The organism is Acinetobacter modestus, assembly GCF_014636095.1.
GTDB lineage: Bacteria > Pseudomonadota > Gammaproteobacteria > Pseudomonadales > Moraxellaceae > Acinetobacter > Acinetobacter modestus.
This window is the reverse complement of record NZ_BMDV01000006.1, coordinates 113,779-138,861: the sequence shown is the minus strand read 5'-3', so window position 1 is coordinate 138,861 and position 25,083 is coordinate 113,779. Positions and strand designations below refer to the sequence as shown.

The following is a 25,083-nucleotide window of genomic DNA, read 5'->3' as shown; positions in this document are numbered from 1 at the left end:
AATTTTATTAAAATACATCATTTTTATTTTTGATTAGTGTCGTCTATTGTAAAAGATAGATGACATAGCAAGGATAAAAACATGACCACTCAGCATCAAGTTAATCAACAGCAATACCAAGATAAATCGCAAGCTTATTTACACAGTCACGTACATGCACAAGGCGTCGAATTTCAGAAGATGCAACAACTCATCCAATCTCATCAATTTCAAAAAGTCTTAGATTTGGGCTGTGGTGGTGGGCATGTGACTTATCAGGTGGCAGCATTGGTTGATGAAGTAGTTGCCTATGATTTAACGCCGTCAATGGTTGAGCTTGTATCGATTCAAGCCAAACAAAGAGGTTTTGAAAACGTGATTGCCCAACAAGGTGCAGCGGAACAATTGCCTTTTGTAGATCAAAGTTTTGACTGTGTCATCACGCGTTATTCAGCGCATCATTGGCAGAGTGTTGCTCAGGCAATGCATGAAATTTATCGTGTATTAACTCAAGGCGGCAAAGTTATTATTGTTGATATTTTAGGAAATTCAAATCCTGTGATTGATACTTTTTTTCAGACCATTGAAATGATTCGAGACTCGAGTCATGTCAGAAATTATAGTTTAGAAGAATGGATGCATTTCGCTGAATATACAGGCTTTAAAGTTGAAACCGTTGCAAAGCAACGTTTGGATTTAGATTTCCAAAGTTGGACAGAACGGATGCAAACGCCTGAATATGCCATTACCACCATATGTGATTTACAAAGCAAATCATCAGAGCAGGTGCAACGATATTATCAAATCAAAGCTGATGGTTCTTTTAGCAGTGAAGTTGCTTATATCGTTTTATCAAAATAAGCTGAAAAGCCATAGGGCAGCAATCCGCCCTATGGCTTTTTAAAATTTAGTGAAAAACTGCTTCCAAAGCATTTAAGCCAACTTTAGGATCAAGTAAACCATTATAAATCTCTGGAATTTCACGTTCGACACCTAAGAGTTGATAAATGGCAATCATGGCGCAACGTACTGAATATTCCACAGTGAAAACCACATCATCTTCAAGCTCTACGAACTGACCCAAGAAAGCAAAGTTGACCGAATTTTCAGGAATCACCAAGGGACGATCACCTGCTTTACGACATGCAAATAGGGCAGAGGCATAAGGCATCATCACCGTGGTAATGTCGGTATGTGCCAACACATGATCCAAGATGTCATCGAAACCAAGTTGATGAATCAACTCAATTAAAATCTCTTGACCTGTGGCTTCACTCATTGATTTTTTAATGTAATCGCCGAAATGGTCAATTTCAAAACCATAACCCCATAAGGTGAATTTGCCTTCTGGTAAGTCAGCAAAATGTGGTTGAGCTGGGACGACCACAGACAGATGCCAACCAGATTCAAACCAAGTCATGAGTGCACCTGTACCTGGTTCATTTCCTGTGTAATCAATAATCCGCTTTAGTAGTACATCATCATGCATGGTGAGCGTAAAGGATTTCCATTTATGCTCATCAATGTTGCCATAGAAAGTCATTGGGCGACCAAAATCAGTGGCTTTTTGAGCCAATGTTTCCCACAAACGCCAGCCATGATCTTGTCGATCACGAATCAGCTCTGGAACATCGAATTTATCGCCATAACGTGAATCAGCCGTAATTGAACCTAAAGTAAAGAGCGCAAGATCATGCTCGCCCAGTTGAATTTGTTCAGTGCCTTCTGGAATGTTGACATAAAGTTTGGCTGCCTTACGTTCCTTCGTTTGGGCATCTTCGACAAAGTCCGCATCTGTGACATAACTACCGAAACGAACATCAACGCCTTGTTCCACCAACCAACGTTGTAGGGGGTGAATCATTGAATCATATTGATTGTATTTGGTTCGTTTTACGCCTGCTAAGGTATGGATGCGTGGTAATTCTTGAATGAAACGTAAAAAATAACGGCGTAATTCTGCTGCGCTATGCCATTTTTGAAAGGCAAAAGTGGTTCGCCACATCCGCCAAAAATTACTTTGGAAAAATGCATCATCAAAAAATTCATCAATACGGCGGCTACCGATACGATCTTCTTTTAATGCCAGTAGGCGTAACATTTGGGCACGGTTGAGCGTTGATAATCCCAATTTTTGGGCTTCTGCAATAATATGATTTGAGTCGATCAAACGTGCTTGAGCATTGGTTTTAATTTGTTCGTTAAATTCACGACATTCTTCACGAACAGAAATGTCTGGATTTTCTAAAGATGGAATACTTGAAAATAAATCCCAAGTACATAAATAAGTTTCATCAGTTAGCATACGTCCACCACGTGTGACCCATGCTTGGTTCGGATTAAGCGGATTATGTCCACCATCCATCGAACCACCAGAAACATTCAATTCTTCTAAAATATGGATATTTTCGGCCGGCACTTTAGCATCACGAATCGCAAAAGCAGCAGCAGCCATACCAGCTATGCCTCCACCTACAATCCAAAGATGTGATTTAGAGTGATCTAATGTTTTAAGTCTTTTATTTTGCATCTGATGTGCCTCGTTTGTAGTTCTAAAGAAAATTAAAGCCATAATTTTATTATGGGATTATATGTTTTAAAAATATATGAAAGTTCTGCTAAAAATCGATGATAAATTATTATCAGAAAAAAACTTTAATAGAAAAAACGGATGCACAATAAAATTTTACTATTCATGTGCTATGTTTTAACTGTTTGATATTGAAATTAAATTGAGTTTTTACTCTATTTTTAGTTTTTTACTAAATATCAAATTGCTTGAAAAATCCTTAAATTTATAAACATAAATCAAAAAAATTATATCTTCTATTATAGTTTTTTAAGTAAAATAAATAGTTGAAAATTATTCTAATATTGAGGTCTATCTTGGAATCATTATTGATTTTAGGCTCTATTGCTTTGGCATTAATGTTGGGGGCAATTAGTCCCGGTCCTACATTTATTTATGTTGCCAAAAACTCAATTGCGATTTCACGTAAACATGGCTTATTTACTGCGCTTGGTACAGGCACGGGTGCAGCATTATTTGGCTTGCTTGCAGTGATGGGGCTACAAGCAATTTTGTTGGCTGTGCCTTCTGCCTATATTGCTTTGAAAGTTTTTGGTGGTCTGTACTTACTTTGGCTGGCGTATAAAATTATTAAACATGCCAAAGAACCCATGGAGGCTGTAAATGGTGCAGTCAAGACCATGAGTTATACGCAAGCATTTCGTTTAGGACTGATTACCCAATTAAGTAACCCTAAAATTGCGATTATCCTTGCTAGTATTTTTACCGCGTTATTGCCGAAAGAAATCCCAACGTATTTTTATGTGGTATTACCGATGCTATGCTTTTTTATTGATGCGGGCTGGTATTCGCTTGTGGCAGTCGCATTGTCAGCAGAAGGACCACGCAAAGTGTATTTAAAATCTAAGGCTGTTTTTGATCGTATTGCTGGTGGGGTGATGACCTTGCTTGGATTGAAGTTGATCTTTGGGATGAAGTGATAGAGTAAAAAAGCAACCATGAAAGTCGCTTTTTTATTGCCTAGAATCAGCTTATTTGTCTTAATCTTTAAAATGCACTGGAATCCATTGATAGCTCTTTTCATCTGCTGAATAAATATGTCCAATCCCCGGGAAAGGCAAATGTGGAGCGGCAATGGTTTGTCCATTTTTAGCAAAATTTGCGAATTGCTTTAAACGCGTTTCAACTGCTTTTTTCGGGTCTATATCGTATTCGATTGCAGTTTCTGGTTTGTCAAATTGCACGGTATGAGAATGTACGATATCACCAATAAAGACTACAGATTCACCTTTGGTTTTTAGTTCATAACTAAAATGCCCTGGTGTATGTCCCGCTGTGTTAATGACTTTAAAGCCCTGAATTTCATCACCGAGTTTATACGTTTTAAAGCGTTGCTTGGTTTGATATGGTGCAATGGCTTGTTTAATTTTTTCCACTGTTCCTTGATAGTTGGCTTGCTTGTCTTTTGGAAGTTTCGCTGCTTGCTTTGGATCTAACCAGTAATTGGCTTCGTTATTGGAAACGTAAACGGTTGCATTAGGAAAATTGGCAACGCCATCTTTACTGATACCACAGACATGGTCGGGATGTAGATGTGTGAGTAGAATGGTATCAACTTGTTCAGGTTGATAGCCTGATGCTTTTAGATTGCTTAAAACTGAACCTAAATGAGCACCAAAACAACTGGCTGCACCGCTATCCACTAATACCAGAGATTTTCCTGTATTGACGAGGAAGGCATTCACTGAGGTCTGTATACCTTTCTCTTGATCAGCATAATATTTCTTCAAAATTTGTTGCACTTGTTGTTGAGAAATATCTTTAAATAAGTTTGGCGACATAAAGTTGGTGCCATCAAGCAAGGCAGTGATTTGTACGTCATCTGCTTGATATTGGTAGTAGCCTGCAACCTGTTTTTGTTGTTCAATGATCGGCAGAGTTTTGCTTGTTTCTGCATGGCTCAGTAAAGGAAAGTACGAACTTAATAAAGCCAAAGCAATTATTCTTTTCATTTATAAATATTCTCAAATTTAGTTGAATTGTCTACTTTTTAGCATGGATTTTAATGTGGTGCATCTATATTTTAAAATTGATAATCTTTACAATATATTGTTGAAAGTCCTTAAACAAAAAGAATTCTATGAAGAATAAAAAAGAGATTCAAGAGAAGCCATTGGCTTATTTAGATCATAATGTTTTAGACTTATTCACTGAACCAAAAAATCTCTTATCCAGAGATAGTGATTTATTTCAAATACTAAAAAATGATGTACAAGCAGTTTATTCACCAATTACATTGGAGGAAATTTATAGGTCTGTTGTAAAAGGAAAAAGTAGTGTTTATGGTTTAGCATTTTTAGAAGTACTTGGTGCGTTAGATGCCCATTATATTGAGTTAACTACTGATAAAAATGGAATATTGTCTAATACTATTTTGAGGTCATGGGAAAGTCCCCTAACACACTTCAATAGATATATTGAGAATAATTATCTAAACAAACATATAGATTCTCTTAAGAAGAATATATTTGCACTGTATGGTGGTGTTAAAGACTTTAACATGTTTGAAAAAGAACAAATAGAAAACTTAAATAACTTATTGTTTTTTCTAGAAGAGAGTTTAATGAACTTGGAAAACTCTGAATATAAAGATGATTATATTCTCTCTGAAATAGAAAAATATAAAGTAGAAATACCAAAATTAAGATCTAGGCAGAAACAATACGAAGAGTCTGTTAGCATATCAAGACAACATCTTGAGGAGCTAAACAAGGAAAAATATGCTCATCTAAATTTTAGAGATAAATTAAATATAAATATTGATAATTTAAAAAAGATTCAGCCACCAAATGTACTGCATCAAATTTGGAGGTTGTTAAAAGAAAATAATTTAGAGCTAGAAAGTGTGGAAATGGATGATTTTTTTCAATTGAAACAAAAAAGGATCAATTCTGAAAATGAGTATTATGTTTTTGAAAAAGTAAATCAGATTTACACGATGCTTAATTTGATAGGTTTTTATTCTGACTCTGGTCTTCATAAAGAAAAGCGTTTTATTGCCTCATTTAGTGATATGTCACATGCTTCCTATGCTTGCTTTTGTGAATATCTTTTCACAAGAGATGAGGACTTTTCTAACAAGACACAGGTTGCTTACGAGTATTTAGGGGTTACCACGAAAATTTATTTAATATGAAAAAAGTAAAAGCCCCTACATCAGTAGAGGCTTTTTATTCCAGATAGAATTTTAAGAAACTTTATCACCAGCTTTAGCACCAGATTCAGGTGAGATTACCCAAACACCTTCACCATTACCTGCTGCAAGTACCATACCGTTAGAAATACCAAAACGCATTTTACGAGGTGCAAGGTTCGCAACCATCACCACTAATTTACCTTTTAAATCTTCTGGCTGATAAAACTCACGAATACCACTAAACACATTACGCGGTTCAGCTTCACCTACATTTAAAGTTAATTGAAGCAATTTATCCGAACCTTCTACCGTTGCAGCTTCTAAAACTTCAGCTACACGGAGGTCAACTTTCATAAAGTCTTCAATACCAATAATTTCAGCTTCACCAACTTTAGGCTCAGGCTTTTTCTCGGCTTTCTTCTCTTTTTTCTTTTCCACTTTTGGCGCTTCTGCCGCCGCAGCTAAAGAGTCTTTCGATGCATCTACCATTGCTGCAACTGCTTTAGGATCAACACGCTGCATAAGCGGTTGGAATTGAGCAATGTCGTGTGCAACTAAGATTTGTTGACGTGATGCAAAGTCAAAGCTTTCAAGTTGTAAGAAAGACTGAACTTGAGCTGCAAGTGTTGGAAGAACAGGAGACAAGTAAATCGCAAGTTGACGGAATAAGTTGATACCGACCGAGCACACATCATGAACTTGTTGTTCTTGACCTTCTTGCTTCGCAAGTGCCCACGGTTTTTTCTCATCGATATATTGATTTGCACGGTCAGCCAACGCCATGATTTCACGGATTGCTGCCGAGAATTCACGTGCTTCATAAGCTTGTGCGATTGAATCACCTGCATCAATAAAGCTTTGAACCAGTTCAGACTCTGCACATGTATCTGACAAAGTATTGTTGAAGTTGGTGTTAATGAATTTTGCACAGCGGCTGGCAATATTCACTACTTTACCGACAAGGTCAGAATTCACTTTCTGAACGAAGTCATCTAGGTTCAAATCTGAATCTTCAACTTTGTCAGAAAGCTTAGAGGCAAAGTAGTAACGTAAATATTCAGGATTTAAGTGCTGTAAATAGGTTTCAGCTTTAATGAATGTACCACGAGATTTTGACATCTTTTGACCATTCACCGTCAAGAAACCATTCACGAATAAACCTGATGGGGTACGGTAGTTTGCACCTTCAAGCATTGCAGGCCAAAACAGCGCATGGAAGTAAACGATGTCTTTACCAATGAAGTGATAAACTTCTTTATCGCTGTCTTTTTTCCAGAAATCATCAAAACTTAAATCTGGACGTTTGGTTTTGATGTAGTTTTCAAAACTCGACATATAGCCAATTGGTGCATCCACCCAAACATAGAAATATTTGTTTGGTGCATCTGGAATTTCAAAACCAAAATAAGGCGCGTCACGAGAAATATCCCAATCCGATAAACCTGATTCAAACCATTCATCTAACTTATTAGCAATCGAAACAGGTAAACGACCTTGATCACGCGTCCATTTTTGTAAATATTCAGAAAAGTTCGGAAGTTTAAAGAAATAGTGATCTGACGATTTCTCAACAGGAGTCGCACCACTCAATGTTGAGCGTGGGTTCAATAATTCAGTTGCATTGTACGTTGTACCGCACACTTCGCAGGCATCGCCGTATTGATCTTCTGACTTACATTTTGGGCACGTGCCTTTAATGAAACGGTCAGAGAGGAACATGCCTTTTTCAGGATCAAAAAGCTGATTTACAGGGCGAATTGCGATATTGCCTGCTTCACGGTTTTTAATATAAATTTCTTCTGAACGCGCTTTATTCTCGTCGCTATTGGTTGAATCATAGTGATCGAAATGCACGCCAAAACCATCAAAATCACGAATGTGTTCTTTCTGAACATTGGCAATTTGTGCTTCAGGGCTAATGCCATTGGCTTCAGCACGTAGCATGATTGCAGTACCGTGAGCATCATCCGCACATACATAAGTCACATCATGGCCCATTGCACGCATCGCACGAACCCAAATATCTGCTTGGATATAACCGAGTAAGTGACCCATATGGATAGGACCATTGGCATAAGGAAGGGCATTGGTGACTAAAATTTTACGCACGGATATTGTTCTCTCATTCGTATTTACAAGGCAAATGATTTTACATGACTTAAGAGCGACTTGCACAAGGGAATCGGTGAAATCTTTTTAGCCTGATGGGGAATTATTATTTTTAAACTTCATACAAGCTTCACTTTGGCTTCAACCAAAACACACTCGTTTCATTGAAAATGATGGCATGGTCAATATTCGGGAATAACTATGAGGTCTTGGTCTTTAGTCTGCGCATCCTGCTCAGCAAGCTTTATTTCAGTTTTAAGTTTTGTGATTCCATTTTGTTTGTTCTTAAATTATAGGCAGAACCATCTTATTCATGTGGTGAGCGATGGCATGGAAGTCATGATGTATCTGACCCCAATACTCATCGTTTTAGCTTTTATGTTTTATTTGATTGTTTTTGCAGTATTGAAATTGCCAAAACAAATTTTTGATTTATACCAGTTTTTAAAAATAAGTTTTGTGATCTTAATTGCTTGGACATTACTGGTCTCAATGATTCTGTTTGAAGATCAAGTGAACCAGATTGATTTCTCAGCTTTAAAGATCGGTATTTTGATGTATTTCGTAATGCTACCGACTCTGGCATTAGGCTGTATGAGCGCGAATGTTTGCTATCTCGTGATGAGGAAAAAGATTAATGACAAAAAATTATTGTGGTGAAACTTTAATTTTTGAACGTTGGTTTCTACGCTCAATTATTTCAGGGGTTGTTGCAACAGCGAGTATAATCATCTTAGTTTGGTGTTTTTTAATGTATGAACAGATATTTTCATCTCAAGATATTTCTAATGGTGTGCTAAGAGGCGTTGCAACTATCATTATGTTTTCTCCAATTTTAATTGGATGCCTTAGTTTTATTTATTTGATTTGTTACTACTTTTTACCTCAACCTAAAAAGATAATCGATATATCTCAACTGCTCAGAGGCTTAGGGCTGATATTGGTTGGTTATATTGTGAGCTTTATGATCGTTCTCGGGGAGAAAAGTTTTCAATTTGAACTATTTATCACTTTAATTTTTGCATATGTTTTTATGTTAGTTCCATTGTTGTTGGGGTTTATTGCAGCCAATGGTTTTGAGAAATTAAAGCGTAGTTAAGTTGTTTTATTAAAAAAGTATGCATCCCAAAGGATTACATACCTTGCATCTGCTTAACGGTCACACTTTGCTTAGAATTCTTTCTTAAAGAGATGATTTTCCCTTTAGATAAGAAATGAATGTGATAGCTCTTTAGGCGATCTGTTTTCGGATCGAGCGTAATCTCAGCAAACATCGGCGTTTGCCAAAGAGCACTATCAGCATTTGCCGATAAACCTAACCAAGCTTGTGCCTGAATAATAACAGTAAATTCATCTTTAATTGAAAGACTATTAATTTCTAAACTATCACACCAATGAACGGTCTTTGGAAATTCAACTTTTGAAAATTTCCAACAAATTGAAAGTGCTAAGCTTGTTGCAATTCCAGCATAATCGTTGCTTTCATTATGAATGACTTGAAGGAGTTGCTCAGCTAAATCACCTTCAAAAGAATCAATCATGCTTTGGATTCTTCTTTTACTCGAAAGAATATAGTTCAGGTGCTTTTGTTGAGCTTGCAGTTCATTTTGGATATCTAAGAGTTCATTTTCATTCATATATAAAGCTTTATAAACAAGGTATAGATTCTGATAGCGCAAAAGTATATCTGAACTATTTCTGTATATTGTGAATAGTTTTTAATGAATGACTAATGGTTTTAAAAATGATCGAAACAGCAAGACTGATTTTAAGACAGTGGCAGACCGAGGACTATGCATCTTTTGCTCAGATGAGTACAAATCCTCAAGTGATGCAATATTTTCCTAAATTACTGACCCGCACCGAAAGTGACGCTTTTATTAATAAAGTTAGAGCGATCATTGAGTTACAGGGTTGGGGCTTTTGGGCAGTTGAATTAAAGTCAAACCATCAATTTATTGGTTTTGTTGGCTTACATTCGCAACCGACACAGTTTTCATTTTCTCCTTGTATTGAAATTGGATGGCGTTTAGATCAGGCTTATTGGGGGAAGGGTTATGCAACTGAAGCTGCTCAATCGGTATTAGACTTCGCTTTTAGAGAATTAAAGTTTGAAAAGATTGTGTCTTTTACAAGCTTGGAAAATTTAAGGTCACAAATGCTGATGCAAAAGTTAGGCATGATCAAAGTGGAGGAATTTCAACATCCTGCTTTGGTAAAAGATCATCCACTCAGTTGGCATGTATTGTATGAAATTCATCAGTCAGATTTGATTAAGTAAACCATTTGTTATTTATTTATATAGTTTTTATATCTGAAAATTCAAATGGTTATTCATAAGCAATAAATTGAATCATCCTGTATCCCATTTGTTTCAATTTGCAGCAATTCCTCTAAATATCCGCAGAATCTTGTATAACTATAACTGAAAGCAACAGTAATTTATTACGATATAACAAGAGGAACAAGACATGAGTAATGACAAAATTGATCAGTTAAAAGAGTTCGCATCAAAAGACTTGGAGCAAACTAAAACAGATTTACAGCAAGCCAAAGATAAAGTCAGCGAACTTGGAAATGACATCAAGCAAAAAGGTCAGGAAACTGTCGAAGACGTTAAAAACTTTGCAGCTAAAGATCTCGATCAAACGAAAGCTGATTTGCAACAAGCTAAAGATAAAGCTAATGAGTTGAAGCAAAAGGGTGAGCAAGCTTTAGATGATTTAAAAACAAATGCAACGGATCAGTATGGTGAGGGTAAAGCTGCTTTATCTGCTAAAGCAGATGAGCTGAAAGAAAAACTGGCAGATACTCAGCATGCAGCCAAAGAGAAATTAGATCATTTAAAAGAAGAAGCAAGTCATAAGTTAGAAGATGCCAAAGCAAAAGCTGCTGAATTAAAAGATGAAGCAGCTGCTAAGCTTGAAGATCTAAAAGCTCAAGCGAGCCATAAACTGGATGATTTAAAGAAAGCTGCAACAGATACATTAAATAAATTCAAAGGTTAATCTTTTGATGACTATTTAAGATTCACGCTTATACTCAGAGAAGAAAACACGTTCATAAAAAATGAGCAATTATCTTCTCTGGGATGAGCGTCTAATCTTCAATACTGCTAAACTAGCCAAACTCAGTGATATATTGATCATCTGTTTTTGGAGTAAACAAAATGTCGTGGCTTTCTTCCTTAAAATCTGTTTTTTCACCAGCACAAGAAGTGAAGGAAGATGAAATTCAAGCTGTTTTACAAAATTATGTGCTGCCACATTCTGAAAATGCATTAAAAGATCGTATCAGCCAAGTGAATGTACAAGGTCGAATTTTACAACTCACGATTAATACTTTTCCTCAAGAAAAAGATCACTTACAACAGATTCACGACGAACTCGCTGAAGCTTTGGAAAAATGCGGTATCCAAGAGTTAAATTTACATGTTATTCAACAAAAACATGCAGCGCATGGTGAAGCAGGTCATAGCTGCTCTTCGAAGCCAAAAGCAGAAAATAGCAATTTACCACCTGTAATGGATGCTTCTCCTAAAGCGGAAGTCGATCCCAATAATCCACCGATTCAAAAAGCTGCACCGCAACAACGCGATGTGGCAGCACATCCACGTATTCAAAATGTAATATTGGTATCGTCAGGAAAAGGTGGGGTCGGTAAATCAACCACCACAGTGAATCTGGCGCTTGCATTGCAACAACTCGGTCTAAAAGTCGGTGTTTTGGATGCAGATATTTATGGTCCAAGTATTCCAACCATGTTGGGGAATGCGGGACGTACTCCACAAATTGAAAATGAAAATTTTGTGCCTTTAGATGCGTACGGCATGGCTGTGCTTTCAATTGGACATTTGATTGGTGCGCACAATACCCCTGTGGCTTGGCGTGGTCCTAAAGCGACTGGTGCATTGATGCAACTTTTTAACCAAACACTTTGGCCAGATTTAGATGTGTTAGTGATTGATATGCCACCTGGTACTGGTGATATTCAATTGACTTTGGCACAACGTATTCCTGTAACAGGCGCGGTGATTGTTACTACTCCTCAAAATGTTGCACTTATGGATGCGGTAAAAGGAATCGAACTCTTTAACAGAGTAAATATTCCTGTACTCGGTGTTATTGAAAATATGTCGACACATATTTGCTCTAATTGCGGGCATGAAGAACAGATCTTTGGGATAGGCGGAGGAGATCAATTGTCTGAGCAATATGATATTCCTTTATTAGGACGTTTACCTTTAGACGCAAAAATTCGTGAACATGCAGATAATGGTAAACCAAGTGTGATTGCTCAGGATGCAGCGGCAGAGAGCTACCTCAATATCGCACAAGCTGTATTAAAACAAATGGATAAATTGCCAAAACGTCAGCGTGATGAAAATCGTATTTTCTAAATTTTAAAAGCCTCTAATTTAGAGGCTTTTTTTAATTTCATTATTTGATTGCAGTGCTTGCTTTCTTTTTTTCCAAGCATTCACTACGCTCCAACGCCAAAGTAAATGTGTAATTAAATAAAAACTAATCGCAAATAAAATTGCTTCAATGACAAGCCCTGACACGAGAATCTTCGCAAGGCTGAAATCAATATGGCCATGACCAAAATTCTTAAGCCAATTGATAATTTGGTGTAAAACCCCTAAAAGCATATCGCTATTGATCATGTGCACATGATAAATTTTAGTTCCAAACCAAAAACCTAAATAGAGAATTGGAACGACAGTGAGCGGATTGGTTAACCAAGCCATACATAGGCCAATAGGCAAGTTCACTTCAAACCATAACACAGTCAAAATAATGAATAGGCTATGAAAAGGGACTGGTAATATTCCCCAAAATGTTCCAATAAACATGGCTTTCGCGATAGAACGACGGTTCACATACCAAAGTAGAGGATTTAAGGTACGTTCACCAAAAATTCTCATAAATTTTAGACTAGCAACTTTCTCTGATGAAGGCAGCCACTTGTTAAAAAACTTCTTAGGCATAAGCGAGGGAACACATTTAAAGAGAAAAGTGAACGAATGTATATAAAATAACATTATTTACTTATTGAAAACTTAAAATAGCACCAAAGTTTATCTTGTTAAAAAATAAGAATACTTAGAATACGTTATATGTGTTGTATTTTAGCGTGTGTTTTTACTCATGTGACTCTTGAGTAGAGTGTACTTGTAATTAATAAAATATAGATAAAACATTTATTTAAATAGGCTCTCGTCATAAGTGCTTACAGTTAAAATTTTGCTATCATTTGGCAATTATATTAATCTGAATTTATCTTTTAGTGAGGTCATTCAATGATTTCATGGTTTTTTATTGGTTTAGTGATAACCATTTTGCTCACTCCTGGTCCAACCAATACTTTACTTGCATCCTCTGGTATTCAGGTAGGATTGCGTAAATCTCTATTGCTGATTCCTGCGGAAGCGATTGGTTATATTATTGCGATCAGTGCATGGGGAATGTTGATTGGTAAAGTCTCAGCGACATTACCTTTATTACCAACATTTTTAAAACTATTAAGTGCAGGGTATATTATTTTCCTTGCGATTAAATTATGGCGTACAGCAAATCAAGAAGTGATTTTAAATCAACCTACAATTCGACCTAGAGAATTGTTATGTGCGACATTATTAAACCCTAAAGCTTTATTATTCGCTTCAGCAATTTTTCCAACAACAGCATGGCAAACGCAAGAAATCTATGTTGCGCATATGAGTAGCTTTGTTGCACTCATTCTTCCAATTGCACTATTTTGGATTTCAGTTGGTGCTGTGTTGGCAACCAATAAAGTAAAATGGTTATCTCAATCTAAGTTACAGCGTACAGCATCAGTTGTACTGATCAGCTTTGCCATTCCTATTAGCTATTCAGCTCTAATTAATCTCTAATTCTAATTTTCTGCTGCCTTGAACCATCTAGGTAGCAGGGTTCTGTTGTTTTCATTAATGTCGTTTTACGTTAAAGTACTCGCCAATGATTAACTTAGATTTTGGATAAAAGTCATGGCAATAAAATCTGATCGTTGGATTCGTGAAATGAGCGAAAAACACGGCATGATTGAACCTTATGCAGAGAATCAAGTCCGTTTCGATGAAAACGGAGAAAAATTGATTTCTTATGGGGTGTCTAGCTATGGCTATGACGTCCGTTGCGCGCGTGAATTTAAAGTTTTTACCAATGTTCACTCTGCAATTGTTGATCCGAAAAATTTTGATGATAGAAGTTTTATCGATATCGAATCAGATGTTTGTATTATTCCACCGAACTCATTTGCTCTCGCACGTACGATTGAATATTTCCGTATTCCACGAAATGTCCTAACGGTATGTTTAGGTAAATCGACTTATGCCCGTTGCGGTATTATCGTGAATGTAACGCCGCTAGAGCCTGAGTGGGAAGGTCATGTTACGCTTGAGTTTTCAAATACAACGAATCTCCCAGCACGTATTTATGCGGGTGAAGGTGTTGCACAAATGTTGTTCTTTGAAAGTGATGAAGTTTGTGAAACATCTTATAAAGACCGTGGTGGTAAATACCAAGGTCAAACAGGTGTAACTTTACCGAAAACATGATTTGTAAATTACATTTTGCAACAATCATAAAGTTTTTTGGTTGTTGCAATACAAACCTTATATTTAAAGAATAAAGATATAATATTCATACATATATTTAAAAAAATTATTTAAAAACAATAATTCATTCATCGGAAAATAAAACGTTTACCTAATATATTTTGCATTTGTGTAAATTATCGGCATAATGAAGAATGAATATATATGGGTAAAATTTACCTGTGTTTGGGTGATGTTTGGATACAATTTCTCTTTTAGGGAATCACTCGAAAGGAAGTTAGAAAAATAACGATGGTGCGGAGCATCGCGTAATGGGAAGGTCAAGATGACTACACTTCATACGGTATCATTTCAAAAAACTGTTTTGGCGACTTTGATTGGTTTATGTCTAAATCAGTCAGTTTTTGCATTGCAAGAATTATCAGACGATGGTTTAAGTGAAACCACTGGTGAAGGTATCGCAATTTTACCGCAAGATTTCTCATTGCGTTTAAATGGAGCTGATATAGCCAATAGTGGTCAAGGGACTTATGGAGCAGGCTATATTCGCATGATTCCAGTAGGACCGCTATCTTCTGCTCAAGAAGCTAAAAACTATCAAAAAGCTGATATGTATTTGTACGGTCTTTCACTCGCGCAATCTAAAAAAGACTATGGTGTTGGGCGAACCTCTACAGACTGGGGTGTTCCTTTTGGTGCGATTGCAGCAGGTGCATCCGCGAGTGCAACTGATTTTGGTCGAAAAATTACATCATGGGGAACGGCAGATAATCCTTGGGTGATTAAAACGCTTAATGATTTAGATGTCCCGAATTTTAATGGTACTTCAAATAATGTTACGTACCTAACACTAGAAGCACCGCTTTATAAAACCGGGACAATTGCAACTACTGATGCTGACTATAATCTCAAAATGGGGTTTTGGGCTGATGCATTTATGCGTGATAAAACCTTAGCAGATACTGGTACATATAATACAAACGAGTTGAAAAATCGTCTGCGTCTAGGATTTGTGTGGGATGGTTTTGGTATAAATGGTTCTAATGTCAAAATATTTCAAACTTTAAATGGGGTTTCGAGTGCAAACAATAATGTTGGTGGAACCTATACTGCTAACTTAAAAATTAATGGTGTAGCAAACCAACCAAGAACATTTAATTACGGAATGAGTACTTCATATAATAATACCTTTGGTATAGCAGGTTTAGTTCGTTTAAATAGTGGGGCAACTGATTCAACTCGAGGTGTGGTTTCAAATCAGACTGTGACGCGCGAAATTAGAAATCTTGATTGGGTGCCAACCTATACTGCTCAAGGAGGAGGAACATTACCAGGAATACGTGGTGGATCCTTCGTACCAGCGGCAACGCCAATCGTCTCTAAACCGGGTTTAATTAGTGCGGGAACAGACACAGCATTGGTATCTGCTACAGATGTAGCAAGTGTCAATAATACAACAGGTTTACAACTTTCTTATCGTCCGCCAGTTCGATCAACTACATATAAAGATCCGTATGAACCATTTTGGTATCCAAGCAGACCCGATCAACCAGGGAATTTTTTAAATACAGGTGTTTGTGTAACCTCTGAAAATGGAAATGGCCCAACTGGTGGTACAAATGCAGGGCACTGTTTGGTACAGGAGGGTTTTACTACTCGTCGTTTTAGAGCCTATGGAACCAATAGTTGGGCACCCCCAGCATTTAAAAGTGTACTTCGAATCAGTACTCAGGAGTTAACTGGTGGAACATTCGATAATAGTACACCTGCACTTGGTGGGGGTGTACCAAATTTCACACCAAATAGTTATGCTGCACCGAATGATCGAGGGGATGGAGTCTTTTTATATGATCCTAATATTAATTTGGTATTAGGAAATTTATATCAACCCTTAATGTTTAGTACGGATGGAAATAACTTTTCTATTGAGTTAGCTCGTATTCCAAATAAACAAGAAGTATACCGTCGTATCTATACTCGTTATGAATATATCGATCCTAGTTCAGGGGTTGGGGCGGTTGATAGTGGTGTAAGTTACTTAGGCTCGACTTGTAATATTTATACTTGTGGTACTGAAAGTGGTGGTTATCAAGGGTCTACAGCAACACACAGTAGTATTACGATTGGTGCTACAAATAGGATAAATAGTGCGACTATTAATGGTAAGTCTTATACGAATTTAAATTGGTTAACTGCTGATACTAGTTCTGGTTCTTATGGTGTATCTATAGGAGAGTTGAAGGCAGGTAATAATATTGCCTATAATGATGAGAAAGATTATACACAGGTTTGGAAGGCCACACGTAGTGAGAGCGGCACTGGTTGGTCAGCGTGGTCAGCATGGGCTGTTGTCGCGCCCAAAGCAGCGTTGACGGGACAACAACATCCTTCTCTAAATCGTGCAGATCCATATGAAACGACGTATCGTCAAAATTATAATAATATTATCATGGGTATTCAAACGACAATGCCTCAGACTAATCAGGCAATTGCAGATACATTGAATAATATGAAACCTACTGGTGGTACAGTTTCAAATAACTTTGGTTCAGTTGCTATAGATGGTATGTTGATTCAGCATCTTAAATTTTCAACTACAGGCCTATAAAGGAGAAATAATATGAAAAATTATAAAAACCTTTTAGGCAAATTATTTTCAGCAATAGCATTCTCTGGGGTATCTACATTTGTAATTGCAATGGAGAGTTTGGATGATATTAGTTTGCAACAAGTTACTGGGCAGGCAGGGGCTGATCTATCTTTAAAGATAAATTTAAATCACACAAGTGCAAGCATACTTGATACAACTGTATGTAGTGATTTGCGTTTCTGTCGCTTAGGTATTTCCTTAAATAATCGTTACCATGATGGTACTCAAGACACTATTAATGCAACAACTGGTGTTATTACACCATCATTAACAGGTAAAAAACAGTGGTTGGTTTTTAAAGGTATTCAAGGAACGATTGATATTCCTTATATTGGACTGGATGGTGAGGATATTACATATGCTTCTACACCTCATGCAGCTATTAAGTTAAGTTTTGATCCAAATAAACCTATTCAGTTTAAAAATGTTGGTTTTGAATCTTTATCAATTGAAACGGATACGGTAGCTGCAGAAGGATCAGGCAATGTACCAGGGTATCTAACGCCCGCGACTTTATATGGTGGTACAGGATTTGATGCTACTAAGGAAAAGGGATTTTTAGGTATGAAAATGACAGGTAACTTGTCATTAACAGGCAACATAAAAATCTTTTCTTGTGGCGATAGTCACCCACGTTGCTAAAATAAAAATAAGGAAAGGATGTGATGAAAAGGACGTCAATTAATGCTCGCTATTTTGTTTTAACAACATTGGCGAGTAGTATTCTCCTCTCTCAAAATATTTATGCTTTACAAGAATTGCCAGATAGTGATTTAAGTTTAGTAAATGCACAGGATGGTCTATATATTCAAACAGAATATAAACAAATGGATTTCAATCAACTGTATTGGCAAGATAAGGTAGGGACTCCAACAGGCGAAAATATTTTAAATGCAATTGCAAATACAGTGAAAATTCGAAAAAATGACAATTACTTAGGTGGAAGTTATCAATTAGGAACAAATTATAAAATTCAAACAGGGACAACTATCAATGGGGGGAATGCAACTGCAGGATTAGATTTCGAAGTAGAAAGTATGCCCTCTACTATTTCAGTTCAAGGATTTCAAGTTTGTAACCAGACGACGAGTAATTGTGATCCATTAATCGGTAATGTAGCAATTCAAACTGATTCGCCACAATACATTCATTTTCAAACAAAGAATGGTTTATTTGATCCCAATTCACAATCTGATTTACGTTTGAATTTACAAAATATTAATATGTATTTTGGTTTAACGAACAATACACCTAACTATTATAATCAACTTATTTTAAAGAATTTTAATTTTAATTTTTTAGGCAAAGGTGTCATGTATGTTGATCCTACAAAAGGTTTAATGTTGCAGACCAATAAAGTTTCTGCAACCGCGAACGCAACTAAATCGACTGCACCATCTGAAACTTATGGTTATATTGACTTTACTCGTGCGGCTATGCCAAATATGAATGCGACACAAAGTGCAAATGCTACTTATAAAAACTCGAGTGGCATCGCAACGAGTTCAGGTTTAAATATTGAGTTAATGACTAAGAAGGATGCTTATGTTGATCCTACGAATCCAGTATATGCTTTAGCCGCAGGGAATAATGAAACCAATGCTGCAAAAGGGCTTATTCGTGTAGGAGCAAGTGGGCGAATGGTAAATAGTTATTTACAGATTCGGGGTATAGATGCCAAAGGACTTGATCAGACTAAAAATATTTTAGGCTATGCAACAAGTGCAGATAATGGTGATCCGACTACCACTATTCGTTCAGATGGAAATGATACAGTTCTAGGCTCATCAGGTATTGGTGTGCGCTTGCGTGGAGAATTCACAAGTCAAGGTGATGCTATGCTTGGAGCAAATTTAGGTACAGCTGGCGAAGCAACAACATTGGAAATTGGAGGCGCAGGAGCAAATACTTTTGGTTTTGAATTTGGTAAATTAAGTCCACTTTTATCAAATTCTAATGAACGTGCATATTTTGATAGTGGTAATGTTTATTTAAGTTTAGCAAATACGAGACATTTATTATTGCCCACTAATACAGTGCTAAATAGTGCTCGTTTTGGTGGTTCAGGTGGAACTTTAACTACTGCAAACGACTATAAGCAACAAATAGCACAAGGACAAACTCCAAATAGTTTGGTTGTTGGTATTCGTAGCGGAGAGTTCCAAGCTGTTTCAAAACAGGGTCGTTTTACATCAAGTACAGGCGTTTCAACAACTAACAAAATTGATGCTGCTGATGGTATTGGTAATAAGTGGGGATTAGGGCTACCTTATTATAATTTAAACAGTAATATTGCGGTTTATTCAACTAAATATACTGGTAAGGTATATAATTTAGATAATTTAACTAATGTTGTCACAGCAAGTAATGTAACGAATATGGATCGTCTAGGCTTGGCGATGGGCTTAAGTGTACAAGGGCGTAATGCTGATGGTACAAAAACTACTTCAATTATGGTTGTAGATGCTGACCGAAACTATTATATAGGTTTGCGTAATATTGATATGTTATTACGTGGTTACGGTAGTATGGGATTTGAAAATGGGAATGTGAATGTTGATTTAAAAAATTTACTTATGGTAATGGCTGCTGAGATCGCTGCTGGATACTTACCTAGTTATGTAAATCCTAATTTAACAGAAGCTACAGGTTTAAATGCTACAAGTAATATTAAAAACTCTTTTACAAGTAAGGATGATATTTTATTTGGCTTAAAACTTAAAATGCTTGGTGATATGAATTTTAGTTTAGTACCAAACAATGAAATTTCAAATTCTAATGGTAATCGACTGTCTATTGTCGGTCGCTATAAGTTAACGGATGGTACGATCCAATTTAGTGATCCTATTCAAGATTCAATTATTGGTTTTGATAGAATATCTGGTCTGATGGCTTTTAATAATGCAATCGTTGTGAATAAAGATAGTGTTGGTTTTAACTATTCCTTTGATATCAATCCAGCCTCTGACCAAACCTCTACTGAAAGAGAGGCAAATGTTTTGAGAATTAGAGATATTAATTTTTATCCACCTGTAGACCCACCTGCAGGGTGGAATACTTCTACAATGGGTACGTATAATAATCGTGCGCAGAGACTTGGTGAGATGGTTATGACGGGTGGTCGTATTAGTTCTGAATTTACACTTAAACCACGAAATTGATAGATAAAGAGGAAAAAGTGATGAAAAAGGGAATGAAAAAAACGCTTTTGGCATCTTGTTTATTGTCTATAACTACTGCGAACACTTTGGCAAATGGTTTAGTGTCAATGACTGACGAAGAGTTATCCGCAGCGAGAGGACAAGCATTAATTTCGATGGCGTATACTGCTCCAAAAAATATAGATGGTAGTGCTGGTGATGGCAGTGGTGCTGGTAGTTCAGGCAATTATTTGAATTATGGTTACTACAAACTAGGTTTAGAAGCCAAAATGGAACTTAACACCAATATTCGTAGTTTACAATTAGGATGTGGTGGTACTAATGGTGTTGGTAATTGTGACATTGATATTGAAAACTTGTCGTTGAGTGGTCCAGCCGATAGCGTAGCAGCTGATGGTACTCCTATTTGGACAAAAGGTAGGGCAAATACGAGTGCATTACTTACAAATCCTTTTATTGAATTTGCAATAAAAAATCCAACAAGTGCTTCGCTACGAGAAGTTGCTGGTTTTCGTTTGAGTGCGGAAGATATTTTAGGGCATTTATCTGCAGGAACTTTAAATGATTATAATTCTACCACTCAAAAATCTACGGGTGGTGGTATTAATACATTTAGTGGTTATATACAAGTTGCTCCAACGCCAGTAGATGCAAAAACCAATCCTTCTATTTTTGGTACACGCTATGACGAGCAAATTTTTGCCAATGTGCGTATTAATACTCTTTGGTGGAATGATCGTTCTGTTTTTTCAAGTCCTAGCCAGATGACAGGAGTGGTAAATAATCCGAATAAAGCTAGCTCGAATAACGACCAAAAAATTTATGATAACTTACGTAAAAACTCAAGTAATCAGGGCATCTATGGGATTTTAGTACCACAACAAAATGTAAGTTTTGAATTTCCACAAACTGCTGTAACAGGTAATCGGATGTCACAGTTGAATCTAGTTGTGAACGATGTACCTATTGATCCAATTGCTATTGGTCGAGACAGTGGTGGTATATTTATGGCACTTGATCAGTCTTTGCTAGGAGTACCTGGTGTTGTATTTTTTATGGGAGCAGATGGAGCAGGAGGAAGTCAGGCTAGCTGTGCCGCGGCAAAAAATACTGCAAATTGTTCATATATTACGAACTTAAAAGTTAACGCGACTGTAAAAGAAAATTTTAACTTAGTACACAATCTTCCAATCAGTAGTGGCGGTTATTTATCACTGCAAAAAGAAGCGTTACGTTGGCCTGGTAGTTCAAGTGCATTTACTTATAATAGAACAACCAAAGCTATTACTAATGTTGCAGATAATTATTCTAATACGGATAGTAATCTTGTATTCAATAAAGGTGATATTGCACAACCAGGTTGGTGGTTATCATTAAAAGATCCACTTGACTTTGGTAAACTTGTTCCGACTAACAATATTCCAATGGATGATGTCTTGCCACAAATTGCAACTTATATCACTAATTATTTATCAGACTCTGCAAATAACAAAATCGATATCAATCTAGGTACAGCAATTACGCTCTTATTTGGTGCGCCTGTATTTAGAGGGTTAGGGGATATAAGGCTTTCGGATAGTTCTCGTGCTGTAATGGTAATGGAGAATCTACAATTGAATAATTATCAACAGCCTGTTTCTAACTGTTTTGGTAATTTGAAGTTTTGTTAGTTAATAAAAATTTTAAAGGCGACTAACATATAGTCGCTTTTTTATAATGAAAACTTATGAGAGATATAATGTTAACTTTACGTGGTATGCAACGTGTTTGTATTCTTGGCGGGGGGACAGCGGGTTGGTTTGCTGCATTATATTTACGTCAAATTTTTAGCCCCTCTGTTGAAATTATGGTTATTTCAGCACAGGAAATTCCAATTGTGGGAGTGGGCGAGGGTGGAGTTCTTAATTTTATTGGTGCTTTAGAAAAACTAAAAATTCCACTTCTTGAATTTATTAAAGAGACAGAAGCTGTACATAAACTAGGTTTTGTTTATGAAGGATGGAGAAGTAATTTTTCCAATTCAAAAGATTATTTTTATCATATGTTTCCTGCAGGAGGTAAAAAGGATATTTTTTGGGATGAAAATGGTTATTTCCCTGCATTTTCTGTGTTAGCGAATAATGATATTCCTATTTCAAATTTTGTTGAATCGATTCAATTACGTGAAAGAAATATTTCACAGAAAGAATTAACAGATATGTTTGTTGCACAAAAAGAACATAATTTGCATCTTCCTTTTATTTTGATACTTATAAAGAAGGGTGATATTTACGTAAAATTACTTTGGAAAGTGGAGTTATCCATAAAGAAGAGTTTTTAAGGATATATCAAAATTTAGAAAATGGAAATATCTCAACTTTGTATATTGATGAAAAATATATTCTTGTAAATTTTGTTATAGATGCATCAGGCTTTTCTAGGCAAATTCTAGGCAAAAAATTACATTCTTCGTGGCAATCCTTTAAGGATTATTTACCTTTAAATTCTGCGATACCTTTTCACTTAAGTCATCAAAAAGCTCATCCTGATTTAGTTACAAAATCAACAGCAATGAGTTCAGGTTGGATATGGCAAATTCCATTACAACATCGGATTGGTGCGGGTTATGTGTTTGATAGTAATTCTCTTAATCCAGAGCAGGCTATTGATGAAATAGAGCTATGGTTGGGACATAAAATTGAACCTATACGATTAATTCAATTTGAAGCAGGGTTTTATGAAAAAGTATGGCAAGGTAATTTAATGGCTATCGGTTTGGCATCAGGCTTTGTTGAGCCATTAGAAGCTACCTCAATTGGACAAATGCTTCAACAATTAGATTTTTTTGTAAGTACAGTGCAAGAATGTCATGGAATTATTTCACAAGGCACTATAGATTTTTTTAATTATCAAAATATGCAAGGTTGGCATGGAATACGTGATTTTATTCGTATGCATTATGATACTGGTCGTATTGATACACCATTCTGGCAAATGGCTCAAGAATGTAGGATGTCTGAAGATTATCAAAATTTTAAAGAATGTTGGCAATATAGAACCCCTAGAACTATTGACTTTGTAAATTATGAAATGAACAATCTTTTACAGTTTGGTCTTTATAGTTGGTTTGCTATTGGACAAGCTATAGGTGTTATGAAAGCTGAAGCACTCGTAGCAGAGTTAGTTGCTTTATCTTCTGATAAAAAAGAGTAAGTTAGCAAATTAGTTATTAGAAATTAGAAGCAAATTAAATTCGTAGAGTTAAGCGTTATTGATAAATATTATTTAACAAATTTAATTAGAAAATTTCTAAAATAAATGATGCATATATTTACAAAAAAAAAAGTCAAATTGAGATAGATTGATTAGAATTGACAAAAATACTGGTGATATAAGGACGTATTTAATGAATGGAAAATCAACACATCAAATTATGATGTTTGCCACTATGTTAGTTTTAGCTGGTTGTGGTGGCGGTGGCTCATCAACGCCTACACCGACTCCAACGCCTACACCGACTCCAACGCCTACACCGACTCCAACGCCTACACCGACTCCAACGCCTACACCGACTCCAACGCCTACTCAGAATGCCCCGTGTCAAGTAAGTTACGAGCAATGGAAGCAGCTTCAAATAGATGATAGTCTTGCATTAAGCAACAGTAAGTTAAGTTGTAACAGTTTTCAGTCTACTGTAGTTGAAACGGCTGATAGTAAACAAACTACGCATATTTGGGGAGTGAATCTACTAGAGCCTACTATTGTAGTACAGAACTTAAATGGAAAATTAAAAAATAAAGTTTTTATTCCTACTAAATCAAATGTGACTACGACATGTTTACCTGCCAAAGATGTTATAGATCGCTTATTTATAGGTCAAACATTATCAGATGTCACTACTAAACTAGGTTGTTCAGGTATATATAATTATAGTGCTAGTAGTAGTAATAATCGTATCTCATCGTATTATACTTGGATTAATACTAATCAGGATAATTTATCAATTGAGTTTGATGCAAATGATAAATTAGTAGAGAAAAACTATGTAAAATCTTCTCCAGAAATTTCAACCTGCCAACCTGTATATGACCAGTGGAATAAAATTAAAATTAAAGATCCTTACAGCACAATTAGAAATGAAATGGGATGTGAGGGGGTGTTAACACAAAGTACTGATAATAATGGAGTTCCTAATTATTTTACGATTAGAGAGTGGGCAAAAAAGGATAGTAATAGTGAAGATCGTGCAATATTTTGGCTAGAAAATAATTTGTTAAAGTATAAACAATTTATATTTAAAGATGCTAAAACGACATGTATTCCAGATATACAAAACTGGCAGAAGTTAACCGTAAACATGACCTATGATCAAGTCCGAACAATACTTGAGTGTGGTGATGGTACTTTACAGATGTTATATACTACTTCTGATGATGCTTCAGCTTTACAGTCTGTTTATACATGGAAAAATGTTTTAATGGATGATAATGGTAATGTACCAATCGGTGGGATTTCTTCTCAATTTGGTTTTGTTGGGGGGAAATTGCAGGAAAAAGAATACACCAATTATACTCAACCATTTTCAACCTGTACTCCAACTGAGATGGGATTAAATAATATTTCAATAGGTAAAAGTTGGACAAGTGCAGAAAATCAGCAAGCAATGGGCTGTAATCCTTCATTAAGTTATGCGTTGGTTAATATTAATGGTGGGGCTGTTAAACAGTATTCATGGGGAACTTTAGTTAAAGATACTGTTACAACTCGCGCGTATGTATCTGTGGATGCTGAAGGCATCGTTAGAGGAAAATATATCAGTCTTACGCCGCCAACTGGTAAGTAAATAGGAAGCTGACTTTTGTTTGTATTGCAGAAGTCAGCTTTATTTTATCAGCTATC

Annotated in this window: 22 protein-coding genes; 17 read left to right on the top strand and 5 right to left on the bottom strand. The window is 36.2% G+C overall.

Going from position 1 to position 25,083, the window contains the following annotated elements; all coding sequences use genetic code 11:
- Nucleotides 1–81: 81 nt before the first annotated feature.
- Nucleotides 82–840: a class I SAM-dependent methyltransferase gene (locus IEV17_RS13700; protein ID WP_004663711.1), complete on the top strand. Its 759-nt coding sequence runs from the start codon at nt 82–84 to the stop codon at nt 838–840.
- A 46-nt stretch (nt 841–886) separates the two neighbouring features.
- On the opposite strand, the gene IEV17_RS13695 is transcribed toward IEV17_RS13700, so the two are convergent.
- A complete protein-coding gene (locus IEV17_RS13695; RefSeq protein WP_004663709.1) occupies nt 887–2,509 on the bottom strand; it encodes an oleate hydratase in 1,623 nt (540 codons plus the stop codon).
- A gap of 356 nt (nt 2,510–2,865) precedes the next feature.
- On the opposite strand from IEV17_RS13695, the gene IEV17_RS13690 reads away from it, so the two are divergent.
- Nucleotides 2,866–3,489 (top strand): LysE family translocator, encoded by a 624-nt coding sequence (locus tag IEV17_RS13690; RefSeq protein ID WP_004663708.1) that lies wholly within the window; start codon nt 2,866–2,868, stop codon nt 3,487–3,489.
- A gap of 60 nt (nt 3,490–3,549) precedes the next feature.
- Here IEV17_RS13690 and IEV17_RS13685 read toward each other — a convergent pair whose 3' ends face one another.
- On the bottom strand, nt 3,550–4,521 hold the full coding sequence (locus IEV17_RS13685; protein ID WP_004663704.1) for an MBL fold metallo-hydrolase: 972 nt from the start codon (nt 4,519–4,521) through the stop codon (nt 3,550–3,552).
- A 128-nt stretch (nt 4,522–4,649) separates the two neighbouring features.
- Here IEV17_RS13685 and IEV17_RS13680 point away from each other — a divergent pair, with 128 nt between their 5' ends.
- Entirely contained in the window at nt 4,650–5,705 is a 1,056-nt protein-coding gene (locus IEV17_RS13680; RefSeq protein WP_004663702.1) for a hypothetical protein, read from the top strand.
- Between the two features lie 51 nt (nt 5,706–5,756).
- Here the strand turns inward: IEV17_RS13680 and metG are convergent, their stop codons facing one another.
- Nucleotides 5,757–7,814 carry a methionine--tRNA ligase gene (gene metG, locus IEV17_RS13675; protein ID WP_004663699.1) on the bottom strand — a complete coding sequence of 686 codons (2,058 nt, stop codon included), beginning with the start codon at nt 7,812–7,814 and terminating at the stop codon, nt 5,757–5,759.
- Between the two features lie 201 nt (nt 7,815–8,015).
- Between metG and IEV17_RS13670 the strand changes: the two genes are divergently transcribed.
- Complete coding sequence (locus IEV17_RS13670; RefSeq protein ID WP_034601640.1) at nt 8,016–8,474, top strand: hypothetical protein; 459 nt, start codon at nt 8,016–8,018, stop codon at nt 8,472–8,474.
- Nucleotides 8,452–8,913 carry a hypothetical protein gene (locus IEV17_RS13665; protein WP_004663695.1) on the top strand — a complete coding sequence of 154 codons (462 nt, stop codon included), beginning with the start codon at nt 8,452–8,454 and terminating at the stop codon, nt 8,911–8,913. The genes IEV17_RS13670 and IEV17_RS13665 overlap by 23 nt, the downstream gene beginning before the upstream one ends.
- A gap of 34 nt (nt 8,914–8,947) precedes the next feature.
- Here IEV17_RS13665 and IEV17_RS13660 read toward each other — a convergent pair whose 3' ends face one another.
- Entirely contained in the window at nt 8,948–9,451 is a 504-nt protein-coding gene (locus IEV17_RS13660) for a hypothetical protein (RefSeq protein ID WP_004663693.1), read from the bottom strand.
- Between the two features lie 107 nt (nt 9,452–9,558).
- Here IEV17_RS13660 and IEV17_RS13655 point away from each other — a divergent pair, with 107 nt between their 5' ends.
- The 3 genes from IEV17_RS13655 (at nt 9,559) to apbC (ending at nt 12,213) form a co-directional block, all read left to right on the top strand.
- Nucleotides 9,559–10,095 carry a GNAT family N-acetyltransferase gene (locus IEV17_RS13655; RefSeq protein WP_171062422.1) on the top strand — a complete coding sequence of 179 codons (537 nt, stop codon included), beginning with the start codon at nt 9,559–9,561 and terminating at the stop codon, nt 10,093–10,095.
- Between the two features lie 190 nt (nt 10,096–10,285).
- Complete coding sequence (locus IEV17_RS13650; protein WP_004663689.1) at nt 10,286–10,822, top strand: hypothetical protein; 537 nt, start codon at nt 10,286–10,288, stop codon at nt 10,820–10,822.
- 161 nt (nt 10,823–10,983) lie between these two features.
- A complete protein-coding gene (gene apbC / locus IEV17_RS13645; protein WP_004663688.1) occupies nt 10,984–12,213 on the top strand; it encodes an iron-sulfur cluster carrier protein ApbC in 1,230 nt (409 codons plus the stop codon).
- 18 nt (nt 12,214–12,231) lie between these two features.
- Here the strand turns inward: apbC and IEV17_RS13640 are convergent, their stop codons facing one another.
- Entirely contained in the window at nt 12,232–12,804 is a 573-nt protein-coding gene (locus IEV17_RS13640) for a DUF2062 domain-containing protein (protein WP_004663687.1), read from the bottom strand.
- A 312-nt stretch (nt 12,805–13,116) separates the two neighbouring features.
- On the opposite strand from IEV17_RS13640, the gene IEV17_RS13635 reads away from it, so the two are divergent.
- The 9 genes from IEV17_RS13635 to IEV17_RS13600 all read left to right on the top strand — a co-directional run bounded on the left by IEV17_RS13635 (nt 13,117) and on the right by IEV17_RS13600 (nt 25,027).
- On the top strand, nt 13,117–13,710 hold the full coding sequence (locus IEV17_RS13635; protein ID WP_004663686.1) for a LysE family translocator: 594 nt from the start codon (nt 13,117–13,119) through the stop codon (nt 13,708–13,710).
- 114 nt (nt 13,711–13,824) lie between these two features.
- Nucleotides 13,825–14,394 carry a dCTP deaminase gene (gene dcd / locus IEV17_RS13630; protein ID WP_004663684.1) on the top strand — a complete coding sequence of 190 codons (570 nt, stop codon included), beginning with the start codon at nt 13,825–13,827 and terminating at the stop codon, nt 14,392–14,394.
- 325 nt (nt 14,395–14,719) lie between these two features.
- A complete protein-coding gene (locus IEV17_RS13625) occupies nt 14,720–17,002 on the top strand; it encodes a hypothetical protein (RefSeq protein ID WP_004663682.1) in 2,283 nt (760 codons plus the stop codon).
- Between the two features lie 12 nt (nt 17,003–17,014).
- On the top strand, nt 17,015–17,686 hold the full coding sequence (locus tag IEV17_RS13620; RefSeq protein WP_004663681.1) for a DUF6160 family protein: 672 nt from the start codon (nt 17,015–17,017) through the stop codon (nt 17,684–17,686).
- Between the two features lie 23 nt (nt 17,687–17,709).
- The gene (locus IEV17_RS13615) at nt 17,710–20,205 is read left to right on the top strand and encodes a hypothetical protein (protein ID WP_004663679.1); all 2,496 of its coding nucleotides are present in this window, start codon (nt 17,710–17,712) and stop codon (nt 20,203–20,205) included.
- A gap of 20 nt (nt 20,206–20,225) precedes the next feature.
- Nucleotides 20,226–21,875: a hypothetical protein gene (locus IEV17_RS13610; RefSeq protein WP_004663678.1), complete on the top strand. Its 1,650-nt coding sequence runs from the start codon at nt 20,226–20,228 to the stop codon at nt 21,873–21,875.
- Between the two features lie 68 nt (nt 21,876–21,943).
- Nucleotides 21,944–22,525 carry a tryptophan 7-halogenase gene (locus IEV17_RS17310; protein ID WP_004663676.1) on the top strand — a complete coding sequence of 194 codons (582 nt, stop codon included), beginning with the start codon at nt 21,944–21,946 and terminating at the stop codon, nt 22,523–22,525.
- Nucleotides 22,489–23,397 carry a tryptophan 7-halogenase gene (locus tag IEV17_RS17305; RefSeq protein ID WP_004663673.1) on the top strand — a complete coding sequence of 303 codons (909 nt, stop codon included), beginning with the start codon at nt 22,489–22,491 and terminating at the stop codon, nt 23,395–23,397. Before IEV17_RS17310 ends, IEV17_RS17305 begins: the two co-directional genes overlap by 37 nt.
- Before the next feature lie 193 nt (nt 23,398–23,590).
- A complete protein-coding gene (locus IEV17_RS13600) occupies nt 23,591–25,027 on the top strand; it encodes a hypothetical protein (RefSeq protein ID WP_004663671.1) in 1,437 nt (478 codons plus the stop codon).
- Nucleotides 25,028–25,083: the final 56 nt, after the last annotated feature.

Excerpts from the sequence above, each read along its gene's own strand:
- IEV17_RS13615 (WP_004663679.1), top strand. The coding sequence starts at position 17,710 with ATGAAAAGGACGTCAATTAATGCTCGCTATTTTGTTTTAACAACATTG.
- IEV17_RS13685 (WP_004663704.1), bottom strand. The coding sequence starts at position 4,521 with ATGAAAAGAATAATTGCTTTGGCTTTATTAAGTTCGTACTTTCCTTTA.
- IEV17_RS13670 (WP_034601640.1), top strand. The coding sequence starts at position 8,016 with ATGAGGTCTTGGTCTTTAGTCTGCGCATCCTGCTCAGCAAGCTTTATT.
- IEV17_RS13635 (WP_004663686.1), top strand. The coding sequence starts at position 13,117 with ATGATTTCATGGTTTTTTATTGGTTTAGTGATAACCATTTTGCTCACT.
- IEV17_RS13655 (WP_171062422.1), top strand. The coding sequence starts at position 9,559 with ATGATCGAAACAGCAAGACTGATTTTAAGACAGTGGCAGACCGAGGAC.
- IEV17_RS17310 (WP_004663676.1), top strand. The coding sequence starts at position 21,944 with ATGTTAACTTTACGTGGTATGCAACGTGTTTGTATTCTTGGCGGGGGG.
- IEV17_RS13680 (WP_004663702.1), top strand. The coding sequence starts at position 4,650 with ATGAAGAATAAAAAAGAGATTCAAGAGAAGCCATTGGCTTATTTAGAT.
- IEV17_RS13640 (WP_004663687.1), bottom strand. The coding sequence starts at position 12,804 with ATGCCTAAGAAGTTTTTTAACAAGTGGCTGCCTTCATCAGAGAAAGTT.
- IEV17_RS13610 (WP_004663678.1), top strand. The coding sequence starts at position 20,226 with ATGAAAAAGGGAATGAAAAAAACGCTTTTGGCATCTTGTTTATTGTCT.
- apbC (WP_004663688.1), top strand. The coding sequence starts at position 10,984 with ATGTCGTGGCTTTCTTCCTTAAAATCTGTTTTTTCACCAGCACAAGAA.
- dcd (WP_004663684.1), top strand. The coding sequence starts at position 13,825 with ATGGCAATAAAATCTGATCGTTGGATTCGTGAAATGAGCGAAAAACAC.
- IEV17_RS13700 (WP_004663711.1), top strand. The coding sequence starts at position 82 with ATGACCACTCAGCATCAAGTTAATCAACAGCAATACCAAGATAAATCG.
- IEV17_RS13695 (WP_004663709.1), bottom strand. The coding sequence starts at position 2,509 with ATGCAAAATAAAAGACTTAAAACATTAGATCACTCTAAATCACATCTT.
- IEV17_RS13660 (WP_004663693.1), bottom strand. The coding sequence starts at position 9,451 with ATGAATGAAAATGAACTCTTAGATATCCAAAATGAACTGCAAGCTCAA.
- IEV17_RS13625 (WP_004663682.1), top strand. The coding sequence starts at position 14,720 with ATGACTACACTTCATACGGTATCATTTCAAAAAACTGTTTTGGCGACT.
- IEV17_RS13600 (WP_004663671.1), top strand. The coding sequence starts at position 23,591 with ATGAATGGAAAATCAACACATCAAATTATGATGTTTGCCACTATGTTA.
- IEV17_RS13620 (WP_004663681.1), top strand. The coding sequence starts at position 17,015 with ATGAAAAATTATAAAAACCTTTTAGGCAAATTATTTTCAGCAATAGCA.
- IEV17_RS13650 (WP_004663689.1), top strand. The coding sequence starts at position 10,286 with ATGAGTAATGACAAAATTGATCAGTTAAAAGAGTTCGCATCAAAAGAC.
- IEV17_RS13665 (WP_004663695.1), top strand. The coding sequence starts at position 8,452 with ATGACAAAAAATTATTGTGGTGAAACTTTAATTTTTGAACGTTGGTTT.